General features: G+C 64.9%; 20 protein-coding genes. 10 read left to right on the top strand and 10 right to left on the bottom strand.

Going from position 1 to position 24,304, the window contains the following annotated elements:
- Positions 1-64: 64 nt before the first annotated feature.
- The 10 genes from FA94_RS11035 to FA94_RS10990 all read right to left on the bottom strand — a co-directional run bounded on the left by FA94_RS11035 (position 65) and on the right by FA94_RS10990 (position 13,956).
- The gene (locus FA94_RS11035) at positions 65-2,470 is read right to left on the bottom strand and encodes a polysaccharide biosynthesis tyrosine autokinase (protein ID WP_035550753.1); all 2,406 of its coding nucleotides are present in this window, start codon (positions 2,468-2,470) and stop codon (positions 65-67) included.
- A 22-nt stretch (positions 2,471-2,492) separates the two neighbouring features.
- Positions 2,493-3,692 (bottom strand): polysaccharide biosynthesis/export family protein, encoded by a 1,200-nt coding sequence (locus FA94_RS11030; RefSeq protein WP_051980526.1) that lies wholly within the window; start codon positions 3,690-3,692, stop codon positions 2,493-2,495.
- Between the two features lie 37 nt (positions 3,693-3,729).
- Positions 3,730-4,680, bottom strand: coding sequence for a glycosyltransferase family 2 protein (locus FA94_RS11025; protein ID WP_035550750.1), 951 nt, complete (start codon positions 4,678-4,680; stop codon positions 3,730-3,732).
- 2 nt (positions 4,681-4,682) lie between these two features.
- Positions 4,683-6,077 (bottom strand): undecaprenyl-phosphate glucose phosphotransferase, encoded by a 1,395-nt coding sequence (locus tag FA94_RS11020; RefSeq protein WP_035550747.1) that lies wholly within the window; start codon positions 6,075-6,077, stop codon positions 4,683-4,685.
- Between the two features lie 35 nt (positions 6,078-6,112).
- Positions 6,113-6,847, bottom strand: coding sequence for a Crp/Fnr family transcriptional regulator (locus FA94_RS11015; protein WP_006048767.1), 735 nt, complete (start codon positions 6,845-6,847; stop codon positions 6,113-6,115).
- Between the two features lie 630 nt (positions 6,848-7,477).
- Complete coding sequence (locus tag FA94_RS11010) at positions 7,478-10,054, bottom strand: glycosyl hydrolase 2 galactose-binding domain-containing protein (RefSeq protein ID WP_051980525.1); 2,577 nt, start codon at positions 10,052-10,054, stop codon at positions 7,478-7,480.
- A gap of 81 nt (positions 10,055-10,135) precedes the next feature.
- Complete coding sequence (locus tag FA94_RS11005; protein ID WP_035550741.1) at positions 10,136-11,239, bottom strand: DUF1839 family protein; 1,104 nt, start codon at positions 11,237-11,239, stop codon at positions 10,136-10,138.
- Positions 11,236-12,333, bottom strand: a complete 1,098-nt coding sequence (locus tag FA94_RS11000; RefSeq protein ID WP_035550738.1) for an amino acid--[acyl-carrier-protein] ligase — start codon at positions 12,331-12,333, stop codon at positions 11,236-11,238. The genes FA94_RS11005 and FA94_RS11000 overlap by 4 nt, the downstream gene beginning before the upstream one ends.
- 4 nt (positions 12,334-12,337) lie before the next feature.
- Positions 12,338-13,708 (bottom strand): acyl-CoA dehydrogenase family protein, encoded by a 1,371-nt coding sequence (locus FA94_RS10995; RefSeq protein WP_035550735.1) that lies wholly within the window; start codon positions 13,706-13,708, stop codon positions 12,338-12,340.
- Positions 13,705-13,956 (bottom strand): acyl carrier protein, encoded by a 252-nt coding sequence (locus FA94_RS10990; RefSeq protein WP_035550733.1) that lies wholly within the window; start codon positions 13,954-13,956, stop codon positions 13,705-13,707. Before FA94_RS10990 ends, FA94_RS10995 begins: the two co-directional genes overlap by 4 nt.
- A gap of 291 nt (positions 13,957-14,247) precedes the next feature.
- On the opposite strand from FA94_RS10990, the gene FA94_RS10985 reads away from it, so the two are divergent.
- The 10 genes from FA94_RS10985 to FA94_RS39870 all read left to right on the top strand — a co-directional run bounded on the left by FA94_RS10985 (position 14,248) and on the right by FA94_RS39870 (position 24,297).
- Positions 14,248-14,781 carry a GNAT family N-acetyltransferase gene (locus tag FA94_RS10985; protein ID WP_035550729.1) on the top strand — a complete coding sequence of 178 codons (534 nt, stop codon included), beginning with the start codon at positions 14,248-14,250 and terminating at the stop codon, positions 14,779-14,781.
- On the top strand, positions 14,781-16,349 hold the full coding sequence (locus tag FA94_RS10980; RefSeq protein WP_035550726.1) for a membrane protein: 1,569 nt from the start codon (positions 14,781-14,783) through the stop codon (positions 16,347-16,349). The genes FA94_RS10985 and FA94_RS10980 overlap by 1 nt, the downstream gene beginning before the upstream one ends.
- 11 nt (positions 16,350-16,360) lie before the next feature.
- Complete coding sequence (locus tag FA94_RS10975) at positions 16,361-17,539, top strand: glycosyltransferase family 4 protein (RefSeq protein WP_035550723.1); 1,179 nt, start codon at positions 16,361-16,363, stop codon at positions 17,537-17,539.
- Entirely contained in the window at positions 17,536-18,693 is a 1,158-nt protein-coding gene (locus FA94_RS10970) for a glycosyltransferase family 4 protein (RefSeq protein ID WP_035550720.1), read from the top strand. Before FA94_RS10975 ends, FA94_RS10970 begins: the two co-directional genes overlap by 4 nt.
- Before the next feature lie 13 nt (positions 18,694-18,706).
- Positions 18,707-21,088: an NHL repeat-containing protein gene (locus FA94_RS10965; RefSeq protein WP_035561863.1), complete on the top strand. Its 2,382-nt coding sequence runs from the start codon at positions 18,707-18,709 to the stop codon at positions 21,086-21,088.
- Complete coding sequence (locus FA94_RS10960) at positions 21,085-22,206, top strand: glycosyltransferase family 4 protein (RefSeq protein WP_035550717.1); 1,122 nt, start codon at positions 21,085-21,087, stop codon at positions 22,204-22,206. The genes FA94_RS10965 and FA94_RS10960 overlap by 4 nt, the downstream gene beginning before the upstream one ends.
- 202 nt (positions 22,207-22,408) lie before the next feature.
- On the top strand, positions 22,409-22,837 hold the full coding sequence (locus FA94_RS39110; RefSeq protein ID WP_197070287.1) for a PAAR domain-containing protein: 429 nt from the start codon (positions 22,409-22,411) through the stop codon (positions 22,835-22,837).
- A 3-nt stretch (positions 22,838-22,840) separates the two neighbouring features.
- Complete coding sequence (locus FA94_RS39105) at positions 22,841-23,344, top strand: DUF4123 domain-containing protein (protein ID WP_035550714.1); 504 nt, start codon at positions 22,841-22,843, stop codon at positions 23,342-23,344.
- The gene (locus FA94_RS10950) at positions 23,337-23,813 is read left to right on the top strand and encodes a hypothetical protein (RefSeq protein ID WP_035550711.1); all 477 of its coding nucleotides are present in this window, start codon (positions 23,337-23,339) and stop codon (positions 23,811-23,813) included. The genes FA94_RS39105 and FA94_RS10950 overlap by 8 nt, the downstream gene beginning before the upstream one ends.
- A 130-nt stretch (positions 23,814-23,943) precedes the next feature.
- A complete protein-coding gene (locus FA94_RS39870; protein ID WP_353611439.1) occupies positions 23,944-24,297 on the top strand; it encodes a restriction endonuclease fold toxin 5 domain-containing protein in 354 nt (117 codons plus the stop codon).
- Positions 24,298-24,304 lie beyond the last annotated feature (7 nt).

The raw sequence follows: 24,304 nt of genomic DNA, 5'->3' as shown, positions 1-24,304 counted from the left end.
GCTGCGCCTGATTCAGGCGCAGCCCCTTCTGTTTGACGCTCTGCCGATCTAACTACCGTCCCACCTACTGCGGCGCATGAATATCCGGCGGATCGCCGGCGGAATACGTGTATGCGTACGCGTAGTCATAGGTGCCGTAGCGATTGTGGCTCTTCAACGGCACCGCATTCATCACCCCGCCCACCACGCGAGCCCGCGCACGCCGCAGTTTCTTCAGCGCTTCGGCAAGGTGTCCTTCGGTATGAGCGCCGGCGCGCATCACCAGCACCGTCGAACCGGCCAGATTGGCAACGACCGCGGCATCAGCCACCGCCAGCAGCGGCGGCGTGTCGACGATCACCAGATCGAAGTCCTGTTCGAAGCGCGCGAGGATTTCGCTGAAGCGCGCCGACGTCAGCAACTCCGACGGATTCGGCGGATAAGCGCCCGCCGCGATGAAGTGCAAGCCGTCCACGCCGGTCGTGCGCGCCGCGGTCTCCAGATCGACCTGACCTGTCAGCAGTTCGGTCAAGCCGCCGTTCGGCGAGCGGCCGAGATATTGCGCGAGCCGGCCGCGTCGCAGATCGGCGTCGATCAGCAGCACGCGCTTGCCGGACTCCGCGATCAGCGCGGCGAGGTTCGCGCACAGAAAGCTCTTGCCGTCCGACGGCGCCGGGCTCGTGATCGCGACGATACGGTTCGGCGCTTCGAGCAGGCCGAACTGCAGCGTGGCGCGCAGCCCGCGCAAGCCTTCCACCGTCGAATCGTACGGATGCGTCTTGACCAGCAGCGGCCGCATCGGCGTCTTGCCGGACGGAATCACAGTCTGCGTGCCGACCGGCACGCTGGCGCGGCGGCGCGCCTTGCTTGCCGCCGCCGTCGCACCCGGCCGCAGCCGTGCGATCACACCCGACGGCAACGCGGGCACCTCGGTCGGCGTGGAGCGCGGCGCGGGCAGGGCGGCCCGGCGCTGGGCACTCAACTGCTTGTCGGCGCGCGCCTGTTCGGGACTGAATGCGATCGAGCCGAAAATCGGCAATTGAAAACGCCGCTCGACGAACTCGGGATCGGCCACACCGGTGAAGAACGTACGGCGGCAGAACGCAAACAGAATGCCGCCAATCACCCCGAGCAGCGTGCCCGCCGAAATGATCAGCGCGGACTTCGGCCGCACCGGCTGCGACGGCAGCAACGCGTCGTCGATGATATGCACGTTGCCGATCGTGCCGGCGCGCGAAATCGACAGCTCCTGGGTTTTGTTCAGCAGCGCCACGTAGATTTCCTCGGCGACCTTGGCGTCGCGTTGCAACGCGAGGGCATTGCGCTCGGAACTCGGCAGCGTGGTGAAGTGATCTTCGAAGCGCGCTTTCTCGCGCGTCAACGCGGCCATTTGCGCATCGACCTGCTGCACTTCCGGCGCTTCCTGCGTGAAGCGTTGCAGCAGTTGCGCGCGCTGAATGCGCAACGTGGCGATCTGCTTTTCGTAATCGAGGCCCCCGGCGAGATACACGCCGGCTTCCTGAGTCGGCTGGAACGAACCCACTTTCGACTGATACTGCGACAGCGCGGTCTCCGCCTTCTTCACCTCGTCGCGCAGATGCGGCAACTCGCTGTTCAGGAACGTGAGCATATGGCTCGCTTCTTCCTGCGCGCGCTCGGTGCGCTGCGCCAGATACGAGGCCGCCACCGCGTTGGTGATCGCGGTGATCGCGTGCGGATCGGTGCCCATGAACGACAGTTGCACGACGCCGGTGTCGCGACCTTTCTCGCTGACCTGCAGGCCGGCGGCGAGACCGGACACGGCGTCGAGCTGGTTGAAGCGGGTCACGTAGAAGGTCGTGCCGGGGCGCGCCACCAGCTTCTTGACGAACAGCGTGACGTCGCTGCCGGTGGCGGGTTGACCGGCCACGCCGGTCAGGATCTCCTCGCCGTACGCATCGGTGAGTTGATAGCGGCCTTCGTCGAGCACATGCAGCGTCAGACGCGCGCCTTCGAGCGCTTTCGGCACCGTGATCGAATCGACCGCGAATTGTTCACCGCCCCATGCATACGAACGCATGCCGAGGAAAGCGCCGAGCGGTTTACCGGGATGCGTAAATATCGACGTGATCTTGCCGAGCACCGGCATGGTCTTCGCCGAGGTGCTGAAGTTCAGCTTGAACTGCTCGACCACCGGTTCGACCACCGCGCGGCTCTTGATGATTTCGATCTCGGCGTCGGTATGCATCGGGCCGGCCGTCGGCACGAGCGACGGCGAATTCGGGTTCTGCGCGCCGCCGTTATTGCTTTGCGTGTCGACCTGCAACAGCGCGTCGGCGGAATAGATCGGCGTGGCGATCTTCGTATAGATCACCGCGGCGAGAATGATGCTGCCGGCAATGCCCAGCACCCACCAGATCTGATCCATCACCGTGCGCAGCAGATCGCGCATGACCGCGTCTTCGTCGCCGCCGGGCGGCGGGCCCGGCTCCAGCATGTCGTACGTACTCATAGGAGACTCCGTTGCGTGCGCATTATCTGGAGAGCTGCACGGTGTAGAACAGCGACTGCAGTGTCGGCGTGATCTGTTCGAGCGCACGGTTGAAGCGCGCCGCACTCGAGACCTGCACGTACACCACGTCCTTCGGTTGCAATTCGAACTTGGTCATCAGCATCAACGCGTCGACCTGGGTCATGTCGAGCTGATAGACATCCGGCGTGAGCGTCTTGTCGGCGCCGCGCACCACGTAGACGAAGCGCGGATCGCCGGTTTTGACGTCGAGGCTGCCGGCGCCTGTCAGCGCGTCGGCGAGCGTCAGGCGGCCGCGGTTCATCGGCAGCGAGGTCGGCTTGTTCACTTCGCCGAGCACGAACACGCGGCTATTCGAGCGGTCCGGCACGTCGATGATGTCGCCGTCCTTGAGCAGCACGTTCTGTTGCGGATCGCCGGTTTCGAGCAGCGCGGCGACGTCGACGGTGTAGCGTTTGCCGTTGCGCGTCACGCCGACGTTTTGCAGATCCGCATCGGGCAACGCGCCGCCCGCGCGATTGATCGCGTCGAGCACGGTGAGCGGCGCGTCGGTGATCGCCTCCGAAGCCGGCGTGCGCAGGTTGCCGGTGACCTGCACCGACTGGCTGTTGAAGCCCGAGACGCGCACGTCGAGTTGCGGATCGCGAATGGTCTTCGACAGACGCTTCGTCAACATTTCCTGGACCTGCTGCGCGTCCATGCCTTGCACCTTGATGCGGCCCACGCGCGGGAAGAAGATCGTGCCGTTGTTGGCGACGCGCACGGTGAGGCCGCCTTCGCCGCCGCCCGACAGCGCCGGCGCGATCGGCGTCGCGCCTTGCGTCTGCGTCGGCCCGGGCGAGGGCGCCGCGCCGCCGCCGGTGCTCGGCAGCGGTGGCAGGCTCGCTACGCCGGTGCCGCCGCCGGTCAGTTCCGGGTGATCCCAGACGATGATGCTCACCTGGTCGCCGATACCAAGCCGGTAGTCGTAACCCGCACGGGTCTGCGCGGTCAGGCACGACAGCGGGCAGACGGCCGGCACCGCCGCCGCGCGCTGCTGACGGAAGTACGCGACGTCGATCGCATGCACCGGAAACTTGTCCGCGGTCTGCTCGGGCGGCGCGGGCGGCGTCAGGCGGTTGGTGTCCAGATACGGCCCCGGCGCCAGCGAACAGGCGCATAGAGAGGCCGCCGCGAGCCCGGCGGCGATCATCTTGATAGTCATTGTTTGGTCCCTCGCGTGAAGCTTGTGCGCCATTGCCTCAACGCACCGCTTCCTGCCATGCCCCGCGCATTGCGCGTAAACCGACCCACCATTTGCGCAGCGCCAGCGCCACACCGCCGCGCTCGAATGCCAGCGACAACGCGCGCACGAACCCCGGGTCCGCGCGGTTGCCGATCAGCGTCGAGTACGCGACGAATGCCCATCGGCCCGCGGGCGTCAGGGTTTCGCACATGATGAGTCGGAGATTAAAAGACGCGTTATAGAAAGCCGCGTCGTTGAATTTGAAGCGTTGGTCGTCGTCGAAACGTTCCGCAGGGTAGTGGTCGACGGCCACCCGCGGGTCATACATCAGCTTCCAGCCGGCATGCTTCACGCTCAGGCTGAACGCCATGTCGTTATGGACCTGCGCGCCGGTGCCGCGCAGTCGGACGTCGAAACGCAGCGCGCGCACCGCGTCGCGCCGGTAGCTCATATTCGCGCCCTTCAGAATGTCGACTTCGCGTGCGTCGCCGACCCCGAGGTGATGATTGCCGGTGATCATGCCGGCCGCCGTGACCTTGCCCACGCGCTGCCGTTCGCCGTCCAGCACGCGGCCTTTTTCATGCACCCAGTCGCGTCCGCCGAGGCCACCGAGACGCGGGTCGTGTTCGAACGCGGCGGCGATCCGCGCCACCCAGTCGGCGTGCGGCGCGGCGTCGTCGTCGGTGATGGCGAGCACGTCGCCGCTCGCGGCATCGAGCCCGCGATTGAGCGCCGCGACCTGGCCCGGCGTGTCGACCAGCGCCACCGTGAGCGGCAGCGTGCCCGGCAGCGCCGGATCGCGCAGCGCGGTGTGCGTCATGGCGTCGTCGCTGCGTGCTATCACGATCACCTCGTCCGGCGCGCGCGATTGTCGTTGCAACGCCGCGAGGCAGCGCGCGAGGTCGGCCGGCCGGCGATAGGTCGGCACGATCACGGAGACTTTCAGCAACGGTTTCCTGAGTGGCATGGTCAGAATGCGTTGTGGCCGACAAAGCCTTTGAAGATCGTGATCAGCACGATCTTCATGTCGAACCAGAACGACCAGTTATGGATATAGAACAGGTCGAACTTGACGCGCGCCTCCATCTTTTCCACCTTGGTGGTAGCGCCGCGATAGCCGTTCACCTGGGCCCAGCCGGTGATGCCCGGCTTGATGCGGTAGCGGTACATGTAGCCGTACACCTGATCCTTGTAGAGATCGTCGTGTTCGACCGCGTGCGGACGCGGACCGACCACCGACATCTGCCCGAGCAGCACGTTGAGAAACTGCGGCAGCTCGTCGAGGCTGGTACGGCGCATGAAGCCGCCGAGTTTCGTGATGCGCGCGTCGTGGCGCGTGGCCTGCGTGATCTGGCCGTGCGCTTCGTGATGCACGGTCATCGAGCGGAACTTGTAGATCGCGAACGGCTGGCCGTCCACGCCCTTGCGCGTCTGGCGGAAGAACACCGGTCCCGGCGAACTCAGCTTGATGCCGATCGCGAGCACGACGAACACCGGCGCGAGCGCGAGCAGCGCGGCCGCCGCGAACAGGCGGTCAAAGATCAGCTTGGGCCACATTTGCGGCGACGAGAACGGCGTCGCGCTCAGATTCAGCGTCGGTAAACCGACGACATCGACCAGCGCATGATTGAACAGCGACAGACTGCGCACGTCCGGAATGAAGCGGAGATTCACGAAGTCATTCCTGAATAGCCGCGTGAAGCGATAGATCGTATGTTCTTCGGAGAGCGGCAACGCGAGCCACACTTCGTTCACCTGTTCGTCGCGCACCTTGTTGACGAACGTATTCAGATCGGTCAGCACCGGCAGGCGTTTCATTCGTGCGCCATAGGCGCCGGCCCCGTCGATGCGGGTGTCGCTCGTATCGAACACGCAGACCGGTTTGAAGCCCGCTTGCGGTGCGTGCTCGAGATGCGCGAGCAGCGTGCGCGAGAAGCCGGGCGCCCCGACGATCGCGACGGTGCGGAAGTTCATGCCGCGACGGCGCACACTGCGCAGCGCCACGTGCACGACGCACTTGGTGACGACGATCAGCGCGCCGGAAATCAGCGTCGAATAGCCGAACCACAAACGCGACACGGCATCCATGCGATGCAGCGTAAACGCCAGCACGAGCGCGGTGGCGACAACGACCAGCCAGGCGGCGGCAACGCGCGCCAGCATCGAGCTCAAGGCTTTGCCGCGCCACGTGTCATACACCCCGAAGCCGGGAAACAGCAGCAGCACCAGCACGCAGTTGAAGGCGATCAACAGGCGCTCGGTGTCGGACAACGCGATCGGCGTCGAAAAGCGCATCCAGTGAGCGAGCAGGCCTCCCGCAATCACGAAGAGTGCGTCGAGGCATCGCGCAGTATTCCTGAACATGATTGAAATTACCCGATAGTCGAACGAGGCCCTGCTTATTCGACCGTTTCGGCCTGACGCAGACGCGGCAGCAGGCGGTCGAATTCGCGCTTGACGAGGCCGTAGCATTCGCAGGCACGGGCTTCGAGGCCTTTGCGGTCGAGCACCTTGATGTGCCCGCGGCTGTGGTGAATCAGGCCTTCGTCGTGCAACTTGCCGGCCGCTTCGGTAATGCCTTCGCGGCGCACGCCGAGCATGTCGGCGATCAGTTGCTGGGTCACGGTCAGATCGTTCGACGCCACGCGGTCCACTTCGATCAGCAACCAGCGGCACAGTTGCTTGTTCAATGCGTGGTGACGATTGCAGGCGGCGGTTTGCGCGACCTGGGTCAGCAGGGCGTGCATGTACAGCAGCATCAGCCGGCGCAGGAAGTCCGAACGGGCGAACTGTTGCTTGAGCGCCTGTGCGCTCATGCGGTACGCGAAGCCGGCGCATTGCACCTGCACGCGGTTCGGCATGGTTTCGCCGCCCGTGAGCACCGGCACGCCGGTCATGCCTTCGCGGCCCACTGCCGCGATTTCGACGGAGCTGCCGTCTTCCATCGTCGAGAGCATCGAGATGATCGCGGTGGTGGGGAAGTAGACGTGATGGATGCGTTGACCGGAGTCGCACAGCAACTGCTCAGTGCGCAGGTGAACCAGTTCGAGATGCGGAGCTAGCGCCTGCCATTCGTGGGAAGGCAATGCGCCGAGCAAATGGTTGCCGTGCAGATCTGATTGAAGTGTCAACATGATCGGTCCTCGCGTGGAAGTCGCGCGCTGCGTGACTTCCTGTTTTTGATCCGATGCCTGCATCCTTGATAACGACGTGCTGCCTGGCGAGCAGCGAGGATGAACAGGACCGGCCCCGTATTGGCCTGGTGCGCCGCCGCCGTTTTTGTCGATCTTGTTTGCGGTGACGCGGTGTTGCGCTCTTCCTTTAGCGAGGAGCGTGCCAACCTTGGGGAAAACCAGCACTGGTGCGGCGCAGCGAGCGAAGACTTGACGATGCGCGAAGCAAAATGTGGCTTTTTGTTTCAAATCTGTACAACACACGAATCCCCGGCTGGTCTCGCGCGGGGCTTTTTTGTCCGACTCAAGTCCTTGATCGGATTGGGTTTGTGGGTGTTGGGCAGGGCCTTGCAGAGGGTGTCTCACGGATGCAATGCCCTTTGCATGAGGGTTGTCGAGGGGTGTCCGGGATGTGCCGGATTTGATTCAGAACTGTTCTATACGCTGCGTACGGTGCCGTACGAATCGCCGGGTTCGCGCCGCCGGGTGTCGGGCAAATTCCGACAGTGATTCCGCAGACCAGACAGGTCGCTTCGCGCAGCGCGAGGTTTCATGCGGTTCTTGAAGGACTCGTACGATCGGCGCGCGGCTTCAGCCGTAGAAAGTGGCGGAAATCGCATTGACCGCGCGCACTTCTCCGGCCGGCGCCGCGCATGTTGCGTCAGCTTTAAACACGGGGTTGGGTGCGGACGCAACCATTTCGCGAAGTTCGGCATGTGGGATGAGCGGCACGACGCAAGGGCGGTTCGGCGGCAGATGAAACCAGTCGCGCGCGGCCCGGTAGTGTGTGTCATTGATATGAATGAAGCGCGCGAAACGCTTCGTTTCAATGACGAGCTGCCAGCCGTCGTCCGCCGGACTGCGCTCGACCGTCACGCTCAAGCCCAGATCATGGCGCTCGGCGACGCGCCGCTCCGGCAGATGAAACGCTTCAGACACAACCCGGCCGTCCGCCGCGTCGCGCAGTATCGCAATCGTGACGTCGTGCGCGCGCGGGCCGAAGCGGTACGCGTGCGTGAAATCGAAGAACTGGCCGAGGCAGTCGGCGGCGCTCAGGCGCTGCGCGCTGTGCGGCGCGAGTTTGACCGTGCGGCTCGCGGATACCACCTTCACACAGCCGTCACGCAGGCAGACCAGTTCCAGTTGCGCGTGCAACGGTTCAGCACGCTCGTTCAGCAGATGAATATCGAGGCCGTTGAGGCCTTCGTCGGTGATGACCACCTGTGTGGGTTGGAGCGTCTGCGCGAGGCCGTGCAGCGCGCTTTTAGGCCGTCCTGTGGCGTCGATCACGCCCCAGCCGGCGCCGGGGCGCAAGTCCTGCAGTTGCCAGACCAGCGCGCCGCCGCAACCGGAGCCCGCGCGGCGCCATTCGGCGAACACGTCGCTCATCAGATCGGCGACCACTGCGCGCGACAGATCCAGGTAGCGCTCCGGGTCTTCGTAGCGCAAGCGCGCCGGCTCCACGCCGTAGAGCGACTGCAGGTAGTGGTCGCGCACGTCGTCGAAATCCCAACCCGCGCCGGGGTCTCGCGGCACCGCGGCTTTCCAGCGCGGATCGTGCGCGTGGATCGTGCCGAGCGCGTCGTGCAGCGTGGCGTTGTCGGGCACGTTGGCGAACGCGAGGCACTCCGCCGCAAAACGCACCTGCGCGCGCCGCACGTCGTCGAGCGGCCGTTGATACGCGCCGACACCGTAGTAATGGGTAATGCCCTCATTAGTTGAAAACGGCCATACGCCGCCTGACGGCGAATTGCCGACGTACGGCACATCCGGGCGTTCGCGCGCGGCGATCGCGGGCAACTGTTCGGTGAATAAAGGTTGCGCGCGCATCGAAGGCGGCAGGCCGAACATGGCCGCCTGCTGGTCGACTTCGCTGCCGCCGCAGAGCACCGCGAGCGCCGCGAAGCGGCGCGTGCGGGTCAGAAACTGAGTGGCTTCGCGTTCGATCGACGCGCTGAATGCGGCGTCGTTCGGGTAGTCGAAATTCGCCAATGCGAAGTCTTGCCAGATCAGCAGGCCGTATTCGTCGGCGAGTGCGTAGAACGTATCGGATTCGTACACCATGGTGCCGCCCACGCGCAGCATGTTCATGCCTGAGTCGCGGGCCAGCGCGAACGCGTGGCGCAATTGCGCCTCGCTGCCGGCGAGCGTGACGAGATCCGCGCTGGTCCAGCAGGCGCCGCGACAGAACACCGGCGTGTCATTGATGCGCAACGCGAAGCCCATGCCGTCCGCGCCGCGCTCCACTTCGATGCTGCGAAAACCGATCGAACCGAGCGAATGCGACGACGGCTCGGCTGACACACGCGCGTCATCGAGCTGCAATGTCAGGGGATACAACGTGGGTTCGCCGTGCGTGTGCGGCCACCAGCGTTGGGCGTGAAGTACGCGGACGCTGCCGCTCAATGTGTAAGCGTCGGTCCATTGCAAAGACGAAACGGCGTCGCCGCAATTTAACGATGCATGACAGTCGTCACCAATCTGCGGATGCACAAAACGTAGCGTTATCGAAACAACGCCGTCGTCGTGATCGACGCGACTCGTCAGATCGAGCGTGTCGATCGCGTGACGCGCGTCGCTCAGCAATTCGATGGGCCGCCATGGTCCAACCGCCTGGACCGAAGGACACCAGCCCGGCATATGTCCGAGCAAGGTGGTGCGCACATTGCGAAGTGTGGGCGGCGTCACGAGCCGGGGCCGCCAGCGCGCGCGCGAGCGTTTGGCCGTGAGTGCGGGAGTCAGCGAACGGAAGCACAGCGCGAGCGTGGTATCGCCGTTCAGTTCGATGTCGAGATCGTGCGCGACGAACATCGAATCGGAATCGAGACGCTTCACGCCGTCCACCCACACCTCGGCGAGCGTGGCGAGACCGTGCAGCCGCAAGCGACGTCGGCCGATGCCGTTGAGCGTGAGCCGATACCAGTGATCGTCGAAGGCGAGCGGGGCGGGATGCGTGACGTCGAACTGACCGGCGGCACGCCGCGCGCTCGCGATCGTGCCGGGCACCGGCGCGGCGAGCCAGCCTTGCGCAGGCAGGTCGGCGGGCGACGCGCAAGCGCCTGGCGGCGTGCTGACGCATTGCCAGCCGCTGTCGAGGCGTTGCGGCCACAGCGAGTCCGCCGGCAAGCCATGGGCTTCGACTTCGGTGGGCGTCGGGTCGATCGTCATTACATCCACGGCGAATCCCCGAGTGTTCTTTGAAGCGTCAGACGATTCGTCACAAAGTCACACCATCAAAACATTGCAACGTCATGCCACCAGCGCGGCGAGCGGCGGCAGCGTCTTCTCATAAGCGCTTTCGAGCACGTCGAAACAGTCGTCGCACAGGTCGCGGCGCTTGCGTGCAATCGCCCGCACGAGCCGGAACTGCATCACCATCGACTCCGCTGCGATGCTTTGCGCGGCGGCTGGGATCGTGGCCGGCATCTCGAAGCCTTGCGCGCCAAGCCACAGCAGATACTTCGACAGAAACTCGAAGTTCGCGCCGAGCTGACGCATCAGGTTGAACGAGTACGGATGGAAGAACGCCTCGCCGCGTTCGAGCAGCATGTCGAGATGCGCGGGGAATGCCGCCCGCCATTGCGACACGGGGTTCGTCAACGGCCGACGGCTCAGATGCGCGCACAACAATTCCGCTGAGGTTTCCGCGAGCGCGGTACCTTCGAGCGCGGGCCGCGCCTGCTTGGCGAATTCCACATACGGAAACAGCAGGTCGGGTTGCTGCGCGAATTGCGGCAGCTTGCGGAACACGCCGTCGTAGTCGTCGCCGTCGAGCTGGTGATAGCCGGTATTGTGAAAGTAGCCGAGGCGGCGCGCGGCGGGATCGATGAAGTCGATGCCCACCGTCGTCTTCGGATGCTCGCGCCGGTACGACGTGGCGCGCGTGTTCGGCAGATAGAAGCCGTCCACTTCCACCAGCACGGTATGGCCGCGCTGGGTTTGCGCGAGCACGCGGGTTTCGAGCGAATCGTAAATGGCCAGTTCCTGCACCTGGGTGCCGTACAGCCGCTCGAGGTCTTCGAGCGGGAATTTGAAGAACGTGAACTGATCGCCTTCGAAGTCCTGCGTGACGGTGAACGCCAATGCCGCGCGTGGATCGAGTCCGAAGCCGTGCAGCAGCTCGATCCACAGATCGACGTAGCAATTGGTCTCCTGCCACACGCGCTCGCCCTGATGCAGCGCATGCGGCGCGTGCTGCCGCAAATGCGCGGCGGGCGTGACGAGTGCGGCGGGCGCCGTGGGCGTTGCGGGCACGGCCGAGGAGGCGCCGTCCTGAGCGGGCAAATCGACGTGGCGCCCCAACGGGAAAGCGGCTTGCGGCCCCGTCGGCGCAGGTGTCAGCGACGGGTTCATGCGCGCTCTCCGGCGCCGGGCGCAGTGGCGGGCAGCGTCTGCATGCCGTGCGCCACGCGTGCCTCGGTATCGCCCCACAGCAGCGCGCGTACGTCGTCGGGCCACGCATTCACGTCGAGCCCATGATGCCGGAACAGCGCGAGCGTGATGCGTTCCATGCCGAAGCCGACACAGCCGGTATGCGCGACCTCGCCGTCGTCGCAGGCAATTTTCCAGATCGCGCCGAAGTGGTCCATGTGATAGTTGAACGACAGGCAGGCGGTCTTGCCGCGCGGATCGGCGATCGGAATCAGCAGCTCGAACTTGAGCGCCTGAGCGCGCTGGCTGTCGGCGACGATCTTGCCGCCGCGGCCGAAGAACGGGTCGTTGGCGAGATCCACTTCGACCGGCAGTTGCAGCAGCGTGACGAGCAGCGAGCCGCGTTCGATCCACATCTGACGGAACGCCATCACCTGCTCAGGACTGCCCAGCCGCACGTATTCGCGCTGCCGGAACATCTGCATGCGGCCGGGATCGAGCGACGGTTCGTGGCGGAAGCAATACGACAGCACGTCGATCGTGCGGCCGTCCGCCGGCAGCGGACCGCGCCGCGCCATTACCGGATAGATCGGATAGCAGGCGGCCGGCGTCAGCACCACGCGAGTGGGCTTCTGCTGTTCCATCCACGCATCCGCGCGGTCGTCGTCGCGCTCGGTCATCGCGTCGTCGAGCGCGCGCAGCAGACGCTGGTGGCCCATGTCGTTGCCGCAGAACGAGTGGATCGTGCCGGCCAGATTCGGGAAGCTCTTCAGATATTCGCTATCTTCGAAGTCGGTGCGGCGCATGGCCGGCGGAAAGCGCAGCACTTCCGGCTGCTGGTCCGCGCCGAGATGCGTGATCGCCACGTTCAGGCGGTCCAGCACGTCTTCGAAAATCTGGCTGCGGCCGTACAGGCCGTTTTCACCGGTGTCGATCAGCAGGCCCGCCGCGATCAGTTCGTCGCGGAAGTTCGGCGCGGCGGGTTGCTCTGCGGAAGCAGCGGCTGAAACGGAAGCAGCGTCAGAAGCAGCGTCAGTCGCGCCGGCCAGTGCGGCGGTGTCGGTCATGTTGTTCATTTTGTCAGGCTCTCCCCGGAGCGGCAGGCCGTTGCGCGAGCAACAGACTCGCCGTGTTCTGTGCGATGCGGTCGTTGTTGATCATCAGCGGCGCGGAGTGCAGGTCGCGCAAATGGCGGCCGACGCTATACGGTGTGCCGTTCTTGTAACCCGCCATGCCGCAGATCATCAGCACTTCATGCACGACCTGCAGCGCCATGTTGGAGATGCTGGTCTTCAGCGTGTTCATGTCGGAGGCGAAGCCGAGCTGGGCCGCGAGCGGCGCATCGGCCTGCGAGCGGCCATGACGCGCGTCGTGCGCGGCGCGGGCGGCGTCCAGCGCGACCGCGAGGCGCGCCTGCATCATCTGCAGCAGGCCGACCGCTTCGGCAAGGCGCAAGCCGGCCGGCGGCACCGCGCCGGGTGTCGAGCGGGCCTGGGCGCGGAAGAAGGCTTTCGCGCGATTCACCGCGTCGCCGGCCACGCCGGTCCAGACGGACGCCCACAACGTATGCGAGACCGGCAGCATGGTCTGGTCGGCGATCTCGGCGAACGGGGCCGGCAGAATCTGTTCGGCGAGACCACCCGCGACCAGCCGGAAGCCTTCGCTGCAGGTGCCGCGCATGCCCATCGCGTCCCAGCCGCCGCGTTTTTCGAGCTGCGTTTCTTCGCGTAACGCGACGATCAGCACCTGATCGGCCGCGGCCGATTCGGCGGTGCGGCGCGCGGTCACCAGAATGCCGTCCGCGTGCGCGCCGTACGAAATCGTCGGGGCGAGCTTTTCAATCCGAAAGCGCGCGCCGTCGAGTTCGACCGAACAGGCGCTGGTGCGCATGTTGCCGCCGATGGTTTCCTCGGACGTCGCCGAAGCCAGCAGCCATTGCCGCTCGACCAGTTGCGCGAGCAACTGTCGATGCCAGGCCGAGCCGCTGCCATGCGCTGCGATACACGCCACCTGGATCTGATGCATCGCGAACACCATCGCGGTGGACGCGCAGCCTTGCGCGAGGATCTCGCAGATCGCGCCGACTTCCGCGAGCGAGAGCCCGGCGCCGCCGAAGGCGACCGCCACCATCACCGAGAGCAGGCGCTCGCGTTTGAGCGCGTCGAAGGCCTCGCTCGGGAAACGCGCGTCGCGGTCCACCGCGTCGGCGAACTGCGCGGCGATCGCGGCGCAGCGCTGGGCGGCGGCGCGCCAGCCGGGCTCGGTTTCGACCGCCGTGAGCATGACGGCGGCGTCGCCGCCGGGCTGGGCGGCGGCCACGGTGGCCTTATCGGCTTGTGCGGCGGCGGCTTGTACGGCGTCGGCGTGTGCTTCGGCGGCCTGCGCTGCGGCGGCCTGCACGAGCGGCCCCGCCGCCTGGGCGGCGGCCGCGTCCAGCAACGGCGTGTTCATGCTGCCGCCTTCGCCTGTTGCAGTTCGGTGATCGCGGCGGCCATCGAATCGATGCTGGAGAACAGCCGGCGCGTCAGCAGCCGGTCCGGAATCTCGATATCGAACTGATCTTCGATTGCCAGCATCAGGTGCACGGTCGCGAGCGAGGAGAGGCCTGCGGCGTACAGATCGGCGTCGTCGGCCAGGCTGTCCGGCGGGACATCGAGGCGGGCCGATTCGGAAAGGATGCGTCGCAATGCGGTTTTCATGGTGTGGTGCCCCCTGATTGTTGAACTTGGAACGGTCTCTCGGATGGTTCTCATGGAAAACGACTGCATGCGGTGGTTGCAGGGTGGTGGTTGCCGCGATGGACACGGCCGTTTTCCAATAAGTCGTATTTAAGAATTGTCAAAGCCCAGCGTCAGTGCGATGCCGCACGGAAACGCGCGTTTCGCGGACGTACCGTGTAGCCATGACAACGTGCCGGCCTGTCGAGCCAGGCCGTCGAGGGCGGCGGGCGAAGCCGCGCTCGCTGAACTTATTGACCGCTGGGGAACGTGATGAACTGGAAAACGCTGGAATTCGAGCAGCTTTCGGCACGCGAGCTATATCTGATTTTGCGCGCGCGCAGCGCGGTGTTCGTGGTCGAACAGTCGCATGTCTGTCTTGACGCCGACGGCCGTGATGAAAACTCGCTGCACGTGTTCGCGGTGGAGGACATCGCGCGGCCCATGCCGATCCTCGCCTACGCCCGTTTGCAACCCGGCGACGCGGAAGATCCTGAAATCACCATCGACAAGGTGCTGACGAGCCCGCTGCGGCGCGGCGACGGCACCGCCGAACTGCTGATCGAACGTGTGTTGCAGGCGATGGCGGAACGCTGGCCGGGACACGCCGCGCGGGTGAGCGCGCCGCTCGGCTTGCGCGACTTCTACGAGCAATTCGGCTTTCGCAAGACCGAAGGACCGTATCTGGAACACGGCGTGCCGTTCATCGGCCTGACGCGCCAGGTGCGCAGCAGCGCGCCGCGCTTCGGTACGCGCCGCCGCGAGCGCGACGGCGCGGTGCTCGTCAATACCTTCGAGCTGTTGTGATGGGGCGGATGCTGGTCACGCCTTCGCGTGCCGCTCAGCTCGCCGTCCCGAAGCCACTGAAGCCGCCCGGGCCGCCCTACGGCGAAGCGCCGGCGGCGCCGCCAGCGGCCACCTCAGGTACGCCAACGAAAGGCCTGCGTCATCCGCTGCGCCTGCCGTTGGCGTTATTCGCCGTGACCCTGCTGCTGGTGCTGCTGCATCAGGGCCGGCTGGTCGAGTTTTTCTTCCCGCTCGGCGCGTTCGGCGTCGCGCTGGTGTTGTACTGGCGCTCGCCCGCGCATTACCTCGGCTTCGTCTGCTGGCTGTTTTTCCTGACGCCGGAAGTGCGGCGTCTCGCCGACTTCGTCAACGGCGCGTTCAACGACCAGAGCCCGATCATGGTCGCGCCGTTGCTGGCCGTCGCGCTGACCGGGCTGACGCTGCTCAAGCACGTCACGCTGCTGGGCCAGCGCCGCGCGGCGCCGCTGGTGCTGATCGTGATCGCGCTGTTCTACGCGTATGTGATCGGGATGGCGCAGGTCGGTCCCGCGCCGGCCACCTACACGCTGATCAACTGGCTGTATCCGGTGATGGTGGCGTTCTACCTGACCGTGACATGGCGTCATTACCCCGACTATCACCGGGTGCTGCTCAAGACCTTCGTGTTCGGCGGACTGCTGATGAGCCTGTACGGCCTGCTCGAATTCGTCTCGCCAATGCCGTGGGACGCCTTCTGGCTGATCGCGTCGAAGATGCAATCCGAAGGCCAGCCGGTGCCGTTCGGCATGCGCGTGAGCAGCACGATGAATTCGTGCGGCCCGTTCGCGGTTACGTTGATGGCGTTACTGCTCATGTCGTTCGCGGCGCGCGGCAAGGCGCGCATCGTACTCGGCTGCGTGGGCATTCCCGCGTTGCTGCTGACCAGCGCGCGCAGCACGTGGGGCGGTTTCGCGATCGCGCTGGTGTACTCGTTCGCGATGCTCGACGGCAAAAGCCGCCTGCGTTTGCTGGCCGGCGTGCTGGGTCTGGCCGTGATGGCCACGCCGTTGATGATGATCGACCAGGTCGCGGAGCCGGTCATGGCGCGCTTCAGCACGATGCAGGACCTCGGCCAGGACAACAGCTATCAGGCGCGCGCGGAGTTCTACAAGAGCTTCTTTTCGTCGGCGTTCACGGATATCGCGGGGCAGGGCTTCGGCTCGATCGGGCTGGGCACCAAGCTCTCCGACAACAAATCGCAGGCCATGGTCGATTTCGACAGCGGCCTGATGGAAGTGCCCTTCGTGATGGGCTGGCCCGGCACGCTGCTGTATACGGCCGGCGTGCTGATGCTGATGTGGCGGGCATACCGTGCGAGCCGCCTGCATCCCAACGATCTGATGGCGGTGTCGGGCGTCGGCGTGGCTGTGGCGATTTTCTCGATGATGATTTTCATCAACACGCTGACCTCCGTGTCGGGAATGTTCTTCTTTCTCGGCGTGACCCTGCCGGTCATTTCGCTGCGCTACGCGCGCGAGTGTCAAACGCCGCGGCCCGCTTCCGGCGCGGCCGCTCGACGCATCGAACAGTACCTGAAGAAAGTCAGATGAAGGACCACAGGATGAGGATTCTGATCGTCACCCATGTCGTGCGTAAAAACGATGGGCAAGGGCGAGTCAACTACGAGATCGTGCAGGCGGCGCTCGCGGCGGGTCATAGCGTGACGCTGCTCGCCGCCGAAGCGGCCGCCGAACTGATCGAGCATCCGCGCGTGCGTTTTGTGCGGATTGCCGGCAGCCGTCTGCCGACCAAGCTCGTGCAATACCAGATGTTCGCGTGGCGCTGCGGCGCGTGGATTCGCGCGCATCGCGACGAGTTCGACGTGGTGCACGTGAACGGTTTTATCGCGTGGGCGCGCGCGGATGTCAACGCGGCGCATTTCGTCCACGACGGCTGGTATCGCTGCGGCTTCTATCCGTTTCGATTGCTGCACAACCTGTATCACGCGTATCAGGTGATCTACACGCTGCTGAATATCGCCTGCGAAAAATGGGCGTTCCGCCACGCGGACGTGATTGTGCCGGTCTCGCAGAAAGTGGCCGGCGAGGTGCGCGCGCTCGGCATCGGCGCGGCGCGCGTGCAGGTGATTCATAACGGCGTCGACGTCGGCGAGTTCACGCCCGGTGCGCCGGAACGCGAGCGTTTCGGCTTGCCGTCCGCACCGTTCATGCTGCTGTTCGCGGGCGATCTGCGCATGTCGCGCAAGAATCTCGACACCGTGCTGCACGCACTCGTGCAGACCCGCGCCGACGTGCATCTCGCCGTCGCCGGGATTTTGCACAACAGTCCGTATCCGGCGCTGGTGGCGTCGCTCGGTTTGACGCAGCGGGTCCACTTCACCGACATGGTGATGGACATGCCCGCGCTGATGCGCTCGGTCGATGCGTTCGTGTTTCCGTCGCGCTACGAACCGATGGGCCTGGTGTTGCTCGAAGCGCTGGCCGCCGGCTTGCCGGTGATTACCGTGCGCACCGCGGGCGGCGCGGAAGTGATCAGCGCCGGCAGCGGCATGGTGCTCGCCGATCCCAACGACGCGACGGCGCTGGCCGCCGCGATCGAACGTCTGGCTAGCGACCCGGCCTATGCGCGAAGCCTCGGCGCGGCCGCGCGCGAAGTAGCGGGCACCTTGAGCTGGCACGCGATGGCCGAACGCTATCTGGCCGTCTATGAACAGGTACACGCGCGGCGCACAGCCCACGCGATGCCGTCCAACTGCGCGAGCGCGCCGGTGAAATTATGAGTGGGACTTCAATCGATTCGCTGCAGATCGGCATGCACTGGTTCAACGAGCGGCCCGGTGGCCTCGATCGGATGTTCAAGGCCTTGATCGACACGCTGCCCGACCAGGGCGTCAGCGTGCGCGGCATGGTGGCGGGCAGCCCCGGCGTGTTCGACGCGTCGGGCGGCCGCGTGCTGGCGTTCGCCGGTGTGCAGGAGCAATTGGGCGCGCGGCTGTGGGGCTCGCGGGTGCAATCGCGTGCGCTGCGCGCCGCGAAGATGCCCGACGTCGTCGCCTCGCATTTCGCGCTGTATGCGGCGCCGACCGCCGGCGTGTTTCGTCGCGTGCCGAAGGTCGTGCATTTTCACGGGCCGTGGGCGGCCGAATCGTATCCCGGCGGTGGCGGCGGCTGGTCGCGCGCGGCGCGTGTCGCCCTCGAACGGTTCGTCTATCGCGGCGCGACGCGTCATATCGTGCTGTCGCGGGCCTTCGGTCAACTGCTTCATGAGACCTATGGCGTGCGCGAGGAACGGATTCGCGTGGTGCCGGGTTGCGTCGACGTTGCGCGATTCAATGTGCGCGCAACGAAGATCAAGGCGCGCGAGCGGCTCGGTTTGCCGCAGGATCGTCCACTGCTGTTCTGTATGCGCCGGCTCGTGTCGCGCATGGGGCTGGAGGATCTGATCGACGCGATGGCGATCGTCAAACCCGCGCTGCCCGACGTGCTGCTGACCATCGCGGGCACTGGGCCGCTGGAAGAGCAGTTGCAGGCGCGGATCGTCGCGCGCGGGCTGGAGCGCAACGTTCAGCTCGTGGGTTTCGTCGCGGATGACAAAGTGCCGCTGTGGTATCGCGCGGCCGATCTGTCGGTGGTGCCGACGGTGTCGCTCGAAGGTTTTGGTCTCACTACCATCGAATCGCTGGCGGCCGGCACGCCGGTGCTGGTGACGCCGGTCGGCGGGTTGCCCGAAGCGGTGGCGCCGCTGTCGGCGGAACTGGTGCTGCCGTCGGGCGGCTTCAAGGCGATCGGCGAAGGCATCATGGAGGTGCTGCTCGGCCAACGCGTGGTGCCGGACAACGCGGCGTGCCGCGCGTATGCGCGCAAGCATTTCGACCGGGCGGTCGTGGCCGCGCAGGTCGCCGCCGTCTACCGCGAAGCGATCGACGCGTTCTGACGCGGCCGTGATCATGCGACGTCCCACGCGCAAAACTTTCGAACGGGTGGTGTGCGCCGCGGCGGTGGCGTTGCCGGTGCTGGTGCTGCTGAGCGCCGGCGGATCGGGCGGTGCCGTGACGGGCGCAGGCGCGACGTTGGCGCGCGCTGCCGAGGCAGCCGGCGCGCGCGCGTTGACCGTCGCCTCCGCCGCCGTGCCGGCGGCCGAAGCGCTGGCAGCGCTTGCGCATCCGTCGTTGTCGTATCGGACCTCGTGGGTCGGCAATACGTGGGGCTACGCGGACAAGCGCTGGATGCAGATCGACGTGCAGGCGATCGCCGTCGCACCGAATGGCGACGTCTTCACGAATGCGCCGTGGGACGAAGGCGGCGGTGAACTCGGCCAATACCGCAATGGCGAACTGGTGAGGCACGGCGGCGAGTCGCACGGCTGGGGAATGATGGGCGGCGACGCGATCGCGGTGAACGACGAATACGTCTACACCGCGCAGACGGTGGTGAGCCTCGGCAACGAGGAAGCCAAACATCGGCCGACACCGCGCGAGGGCGAAGAGTGGACCGGCGTGGCGCGTCGTAGTCGTGCGGATATCAGCGACGGCGTGCCGTTTGCCGGGCAGGTGAAATTTCCGGGCGGGCATCTCGCGTATCTGCTGATTTCGGCGTATCCGGCCAAGGGGGATTACGCGATTCGTGGCCTGGCCGCGGATGAAACACGGCTCTTCGTCGGGAACCAGCTCGACAATCGCGTGCAGATGTTCGACGCGCAGACCATGCAGCCGGTCGGCAGTTTTCCGGTGCATGAGCCAGGCCGTCTCGCGCTCGCGCCGGACGGTTCGCTGTGGGTCATCGAGAACAGCCGCACGGAGGGCGCGCGGCGCGTGGTTCACCATGCGCGCGACGGTGCTCGGCTCGGTGAATTGGCGTTGCCTGCCGGTGTGGTGCCGGTGGATCTGACCGTCGATACGCGTGGACGTCTGCTGGTCGCCGATAACGGCGTGCGTCAGCAGATACTGATTTTCACGGCGGCGTCTCAACCCGGCGAGGGCATGCAACTGTCGGCGAGCTTCGGCCAGCAGGGCGGAATCTATGCAGGCCGGGCCGGCGCGCCGGGGCCGCAGCGCTTCAACGGACTGACTGGGGTTGGCGTGGATCGCGCGGGCAACCTCTACGTGTCGATGAACGGCGCAGGCCCGCGTCCGTTCGGCGCGGGACCGAGCACCTTCGACGGTGCGCTGCTCGAAAGCTACACGCCGGACGGTGCGCAGCGTTTCAGTTTGCAAGGGCTGCTGTTCGTCGACGGCGCGCAGTTCGTGGACGGCGAGCCGCCTTCCATTTACACCGGCAGCAAGCGCTTCACGCTCGACCTGTCGCGGCCCGCCGGTGAAGAGTGGTCGTACGCCGGTTACACGGCGGACCGTTTCCGCTATCCGTACGACCCGTACTTTCATCTGTATCTCGGCGGTCAGCGCGGCATGCCGATGGTGCGCGACGTGCGCGGCCATCGGCTGCTTTATACAACCGATATGTACTCGTCGTATCTGCGCATCTATCGTTTCGCCGACGACCGCGAGACCGCGATTCCGTCGGGACTCTTTTCGCAGGCGCATATCGACGGCACGTGGCCGCCCAACCAGCCGCCGCAGGGCGAATGGATCTGGCGCGACGCCACCGGCAAGGGCGATTTCTCCGCGTCCGCGTTCGATCAGAACACTGGCAGCACCAACGCGCCGCCGCTGCGCGCGTGGTGGGTCGATAGTCATGGCGATATCTGGCAGGGCACCGAATCGCAGGGTATCCGCCAGTTTCCGTTGCAGGGTTTCGACCACGCCGGCAATCCCATCTACCGCTATTCGGCGATGCGGCAGTACCCGCCGCCCGCGCCGTTCTACCGGATCGCACGGATGAATTATTTCCCCGACGACGACACGATGTTCGTCTCCGGTTCGACGCCCGCGCATCCGTTCGTGCAGGACAACTGGAATAGCGCGGGCTCGCAGCTCGCGCGTTACGACCACTGGAAGAGCGGCAAGCCGGTGCTGCGCTATGTGATCGGCTTGCCCGATCGCGGCGCGCCGGACTGGTCGTCGATCAGCGGCTTCGCGGTGGCGGGCGACTACGTGTTCGCGATCGAAACGCGCAGCGCGGTCGTGCGGGTCTACGACCGCGCCACGGGACACGACGTCGGCCGTTTGTCGCCCGGCCGGGAAGTCGGCTCGAAAAGCGGGTGGGCCGATGTGCCGATGCCGCTCACCGCGCACCGCCTCGCGTCGGGCGAATACCTCGTGCTGGCTGAAGAAGACGCGTACGGCAAGGCGCTGATGTATCGCTTCATGCCACCGGCTGCGTCGCAAGCGGCCGCGCCACCTCATTCAACGAATGTTGCGCAAACCCCATGAAAATCATCCATCTCGCCAATCACGCGCGCTGTATCGGCAATGGCATCGTCAACGTGATGATCGACCTTGCGTGTCTGCAGGCGCGCGCCGGGCACGAGGTGATCGTAGCCTCGGCGGGCGGCGGTTTCGAGGAACTGCTGGCGCGGCACGGCGTGCGTCACGTGCTGCTGCCGCAGTCGCCCAAGCCGTCCCGTGTGCCGGCGATGGTGGCTGCTTTCAGGCGGCTGGTCGCGCAGTTCGATCCCGACGTCGTGCATGCGCACATGATGACCGGCGCGTTGATCGCACGTTTTAGCGCGTTCAGCCGGCGCTTCGTGCTGGTCACGACAGTGCATAACGAGTTTCAGCGCACGGCTTCGCTGATGGGCGTCGGCGATCACGTGGTGGCGGTCAGCGATGCGGTAGCCGTCGCGATGGCGCGGCGCGGCATTCCGCGTGAGCGGCTGAGCGTCGTGCGCAACGGCACGATCGGCACGCCACGGCTTACCGGGACGCCGGTGGCGTCGACGCCGCAGTTGGCGCATCCGTGCATCGTCACGGTGTCGGGAATGTATGAGCGCAAGGGCATCGGCGATTTGCTGAATGCGTTCGCGCTGTTGCGCCGACGCGTGCCGGACGCGATGCTGTATCTCGTCGGCGATGGGCCCGATCGCGCGGCCATGGAAGCGCTCGCGGTGACGTTGGGTGTCGCGGAGCAAACGCGCTTTGAAGGTTTCGTGGCCGATCCGCGCGGGTATCTCGCGCAGGCCGATGTGTTCGTGCTGGCCTCGCACTATGAGGCGGCGGGGCTCGTGCTGTGCGAAGCGCGTGAGACGGGGCGCGCGATTGTGGCGACCCGGGTGGGAGGCATTCCGGAAATGCTCGATGGCGGTGAGGCTGGTGTGCTGGTGCCGGTGCTCGATCCGGCTGCGCTGGCCGACGCGCTCGGACATTTGTTGACGGATGCCGATGCGCACGCCACGTTGTGCGCGCGAGCGCCGCTCAATCTCGACAAATTCGGCGTGCAGCAGGTGAGCGACGGCTATCTCGCGATCTATGAACGGACGTTGGCCAGTTGCCAGCCGCGTCGGTTTGCGACGATGGTGACTTCCAATCTCGCGGTGCCTGAGAAGTCTTGAGTAAAAATTAGCTCGAAAAGAGACGCGCTATGAGTGTTGGTGAGACGGATTACTGAACAATCTTGTTTGTTCTGAAGTGTGCGTTTCTTGTTTGAGACGGAGCGGGTCTAGACGGCCGCGCTACCTGCTAGTCCAGGCAGGTAGCGCGGCCGTTTGCGTTATGAAATCCTTCGTCGCCTGTTTGACGAACGAAGGAAAATCAGTGGTGAAACGCGCCATCATTCGCGAGGGTGACACGACGTCACACGGCGGTCGTGTACTCGAAGGTAACGACAAATCAAGGATCGACGGACGAGCAATAGCGGGCGTCGGACACAAGGTGCTCTGTCCGCTTTGCAAAGGTGTGTTTGCGATCTCGGACAATTTGCTCGGGCGTCGTTTTTCGCATCGGATGCATGGGCGCGATACGGCGGTTGATGGCATGCGCACCACTTGCGGCGCGGTGCTGATCTCGTCTCAGTCCCGAATGACAATCGAAGATAGCGGTGAGGTTGATGCTTATCGAGGCGGCGGTGACGCTGACGATGCTCGATCGGCCGATGTTCAATCGTTCGGCTCTGCGCCGACGCTTTGCGTCGAATGCCTGAGAGCCGCTACCGAAAGCGGTGCGACGACCGTGATGCGAGGGTAGGGCATGCCGGTGTCGACACTCGAAAGTTATCTGACGCAGCGTCGGCTACAGACCTCGTTGCCGGTTCGGCTCTACGCACTCATTGACGGCCTGCTTTATGGCGACGCGTTCGGCGCGGCCACGCTTGAACGGAGTTCCGCCGCGATTGCTTTATTCGATGAGACGCCGGACGCTTCTCTCGCCGATGCGGGGCCGTGGCTGATCGATTTCGAAGATGCTTCGATGGCGATACGGCACGAACTGCTGGAGCTTGCGGCGGGGGCTTCGGGTGTGTCGTGGCTCACTACGGCGTATCAGTTTCGATCGCTCACGCGGGAATTGCGCGAGCGATTGGACGTGCGGATGCCGAACGGTGGCACGGCGCTATTGCGTTTCTATGACGCTCGCGTTTTGGGCGATATCGCGCGGGTGTTGTCGTCGTCGCAACGTGCGGCGTTTTTTGTGCCGGCCTTCGACTGGTTGGTGCAGATCAATGGCGAACTGATCAGGGTGCATCCGGATGATTGAGTTGACTTCGGAACAGGTCGCGGCGCTTGCCGATATCGACGCTAAAGGTTTTGTCGAGCGGGTGCGGCAGGATCTGATAAGCGAAGAGCCGGAACTGGTGGATGCCGTTTTTCTTTGGACGCGGTTGTGGCGTGCGTTTAATGTCGCGCGAGGAATCGGTATTCGGGAAGATGCCCATCTCGTCGAGTTTCTGCGACTCGAAGCTTACTCGCCCGGTTTCTATGAGAAGCCTGCGATGCGTGGCTGGATCAAGCGTTCGGCTAACTCGGCTAGCTCGGCCGACGCGCGGTTTCATGATTTTCTGTGTGTGTTGCGCTGGCGAATTGAACATCCTGAGTTTGTGGGAGGGTTGACGTATGGGGACGATACTGGCGCCGTTGCTGGAGAGCGCCGTCGCGGAGTTTGGGCCGGTTTTGTTGAGCGCTGGCAGAGCTTTATTGGGTGGCGCGGCAACGGCAGCGACAGGTAGCGTGTCGGGTGACAAGTCGAAAGAGGACAGCAAGGCCACGCCTGCGGTGCGAACGCTCCCGCGTACTGGCGAGAGCTGCAAAAAATGTCCGCCGGAACAAGCAGGGCTTGCACTCAGACGATCGCACTACATGAATGCGGCACCGCGAGAATATCAAGGCCGTATTACGGGCCGGCCGTATAACGTCGCGGAAGGATGGAGCGAGGAATGGCACTGGTCGAAAATTGATTTCGACGGTTTCAGGCCTGCCGAATGCCAGTTGCAGGAAGCTAAAGGCAATTACGACCAGTTCGTCGATCAGCCTTGGGCAGTAAGGTCTTTTAAGGGATTTGACGATATGGCGGCAATGATCATGGCGCAGAGCGAAGTCGTGGCAGAGAACCCGCCAGCCCGGCTGATGTGGTACTTCCAAGGGCCTAAAACGCGGCAAAAAATGCTTGAAGTATTGACTCAGTATGGCGTTCCATCAGTTGTCGTGTCATGAGGAAACA

It is taken from the genome of Burkholderia sp. 9120 (genome assembly GCF_000745015.1).
GTDB lineage: Bacteria > Pseudomonadota > Gammaproteobacteria > Burkholderiales > Burkholderiaceae > Paraburkholderia.
Note: the sequence above shows the minus strand (reverse complement) of the source record. Positions and strands in the feature narration are given on the sequence as shown.

What these genes read in the sequence shown, in the direction of transcription:
- FA94_RS11035 (WP_035550753.1), bottom strand. Translation starts at nt 2,470, where the DNA reads ATGAGTACGTACGACATGCTGGAGCCGGGCCCGCCGCCCGGCGGCGAC.
- FA94_RS11030 (WP_051980526.1), bottom strand. Translation starts at nt 3,692, where the DNA reads ATGACTATCAAGATGATCGCCGCCGGGCTCGCGGCGGCCTCTCTATGC.
- FA94_RS11025 (WP_035550750.1), bottom strand. Translation starts at nt 4,680, where the DNA reads ATGCCACTCAGGAAACCGTTGCTGAAAGTCTCCGTGATCGTGCCGACC.
- FA94_RS11020 (WP_035550747.1), bottom strand. Translation starts at nt 6,077, where the DNA reads ATGTTCAGGAATACTGCGCGATGCCTCGACGCACTCTTCGTGATTGCG.
- FA94_RS11015 (WP_006048767.1), bottom strand. Translation starts at nt 6,847, where the DNA reads ATGTTGACACTTCAATCAGATCTGCACGGCAACCATTTGCTCGGCGCA.
- FA94_RS11010 (WP_051980525.1), bottom strand. Translation starts at nt 10,054, where the DNA reads ATGACGATCGACCCGACGCCCACCGAAGTCGAAGCCCATGGCTTGCCG.
- FA94_RS11005 (WP_035550741.1), bottom strand. Translation starts at nt 11,239, where the DNA reads ATGAACCCGTCGCTGACACCTGCGCCGACGGGGCCGCAAGCCGCTTTC.
- FA94_RS11000 (WP_035550738.1), bottom strand. Translation starts at nt 12,333, where the DNA reads ATGAACAACATGACCGACACCGCCGCACTGGCCGGCGCGACTGACGCT.
- FA94_RS10995 (WP_035550735.1), bottom strand. Translation starts at nt 13,708, where the DNA reads ATGAACACGCCGTTGCTGGACGCGGCCGCCGCCCAGGCGGCGGGGCCG.
- FA94_RS10990 (WP_035550733.1), bottom strand. Translation starts at nt 13,956, where the DNA reads ATGAAAACCGCATTGCGACGCATCCTTTCCGAATCGGCCCGCCTCGAT.
- FA94_RS10985 (WP_035550729.1), top strand. Translation starts at nt 14,248, where the DNA reads ATGAACTGGAAAACGCTGGAATTCGAGCAGCTTTCGGCACGCGAGCTA.
- FA94_RS10980 (WP_035550726.1), top strand. Translation starts at nt 14,781, where the DNA reads ATGGGGCGGATGCTGGTCACGCCTTCGCGTGCCGCTCAGCTCGCCGTC.
- FA94_RS10975 (WP_035550723.1), top strand. Translation starts at nt 16,361, where the DNA reads ATGAGGATTCTGATCGTCACCCATGTCGTGCGTAAAAACGATGGGCAA.
- FA94_RS10970 (WP_035550720.1), top strand. Translation starts at nt 17,536, where the DNA reads ATGAGTGGGACTTCAATCGATTCGCTGCAGATCGGCATGCACTGGTTC.
- FA94_RS10965 (WP_035561863.1), top strand. Translation starts at nt 18,707, where the DNA reads ATGCGACGTCCCACGCGCAAAACTTTCGAACGGGTGGTGTGCGCCGCG.
- FA94_RS10960 (WP_035550717.1), top strand. Translation starts at nt 21,085, where the DNA reads ATGAAAATCATCCATCTCGCCAATCACGCGCGCTGTATCGGCAATGGC.
- FA94_RS39105 (WP_035550714.1), top strand. Translation starts at nt 22,841, where the DNA reads ATGCCGGTGTCGACACTCGAAAGTTATCTGACGCAGCGTCGGCTACAG.
- FA94_RS10950 (WP_035550711.1), top strand. Translation starts at nt 23,337, where the DNA reads ATGATTGAGTTGACTTCGGAACAGGTCGCGGCGCTTGCCGATATCGAC.
- FA94_RS39870 (WP_353611439.1), top strand. Translation starts at nt 23,944, where the DNA reads ATGAATGCGGCACCGCGAGAATATCAAGGCCGTATTACGGGCCGGCCG.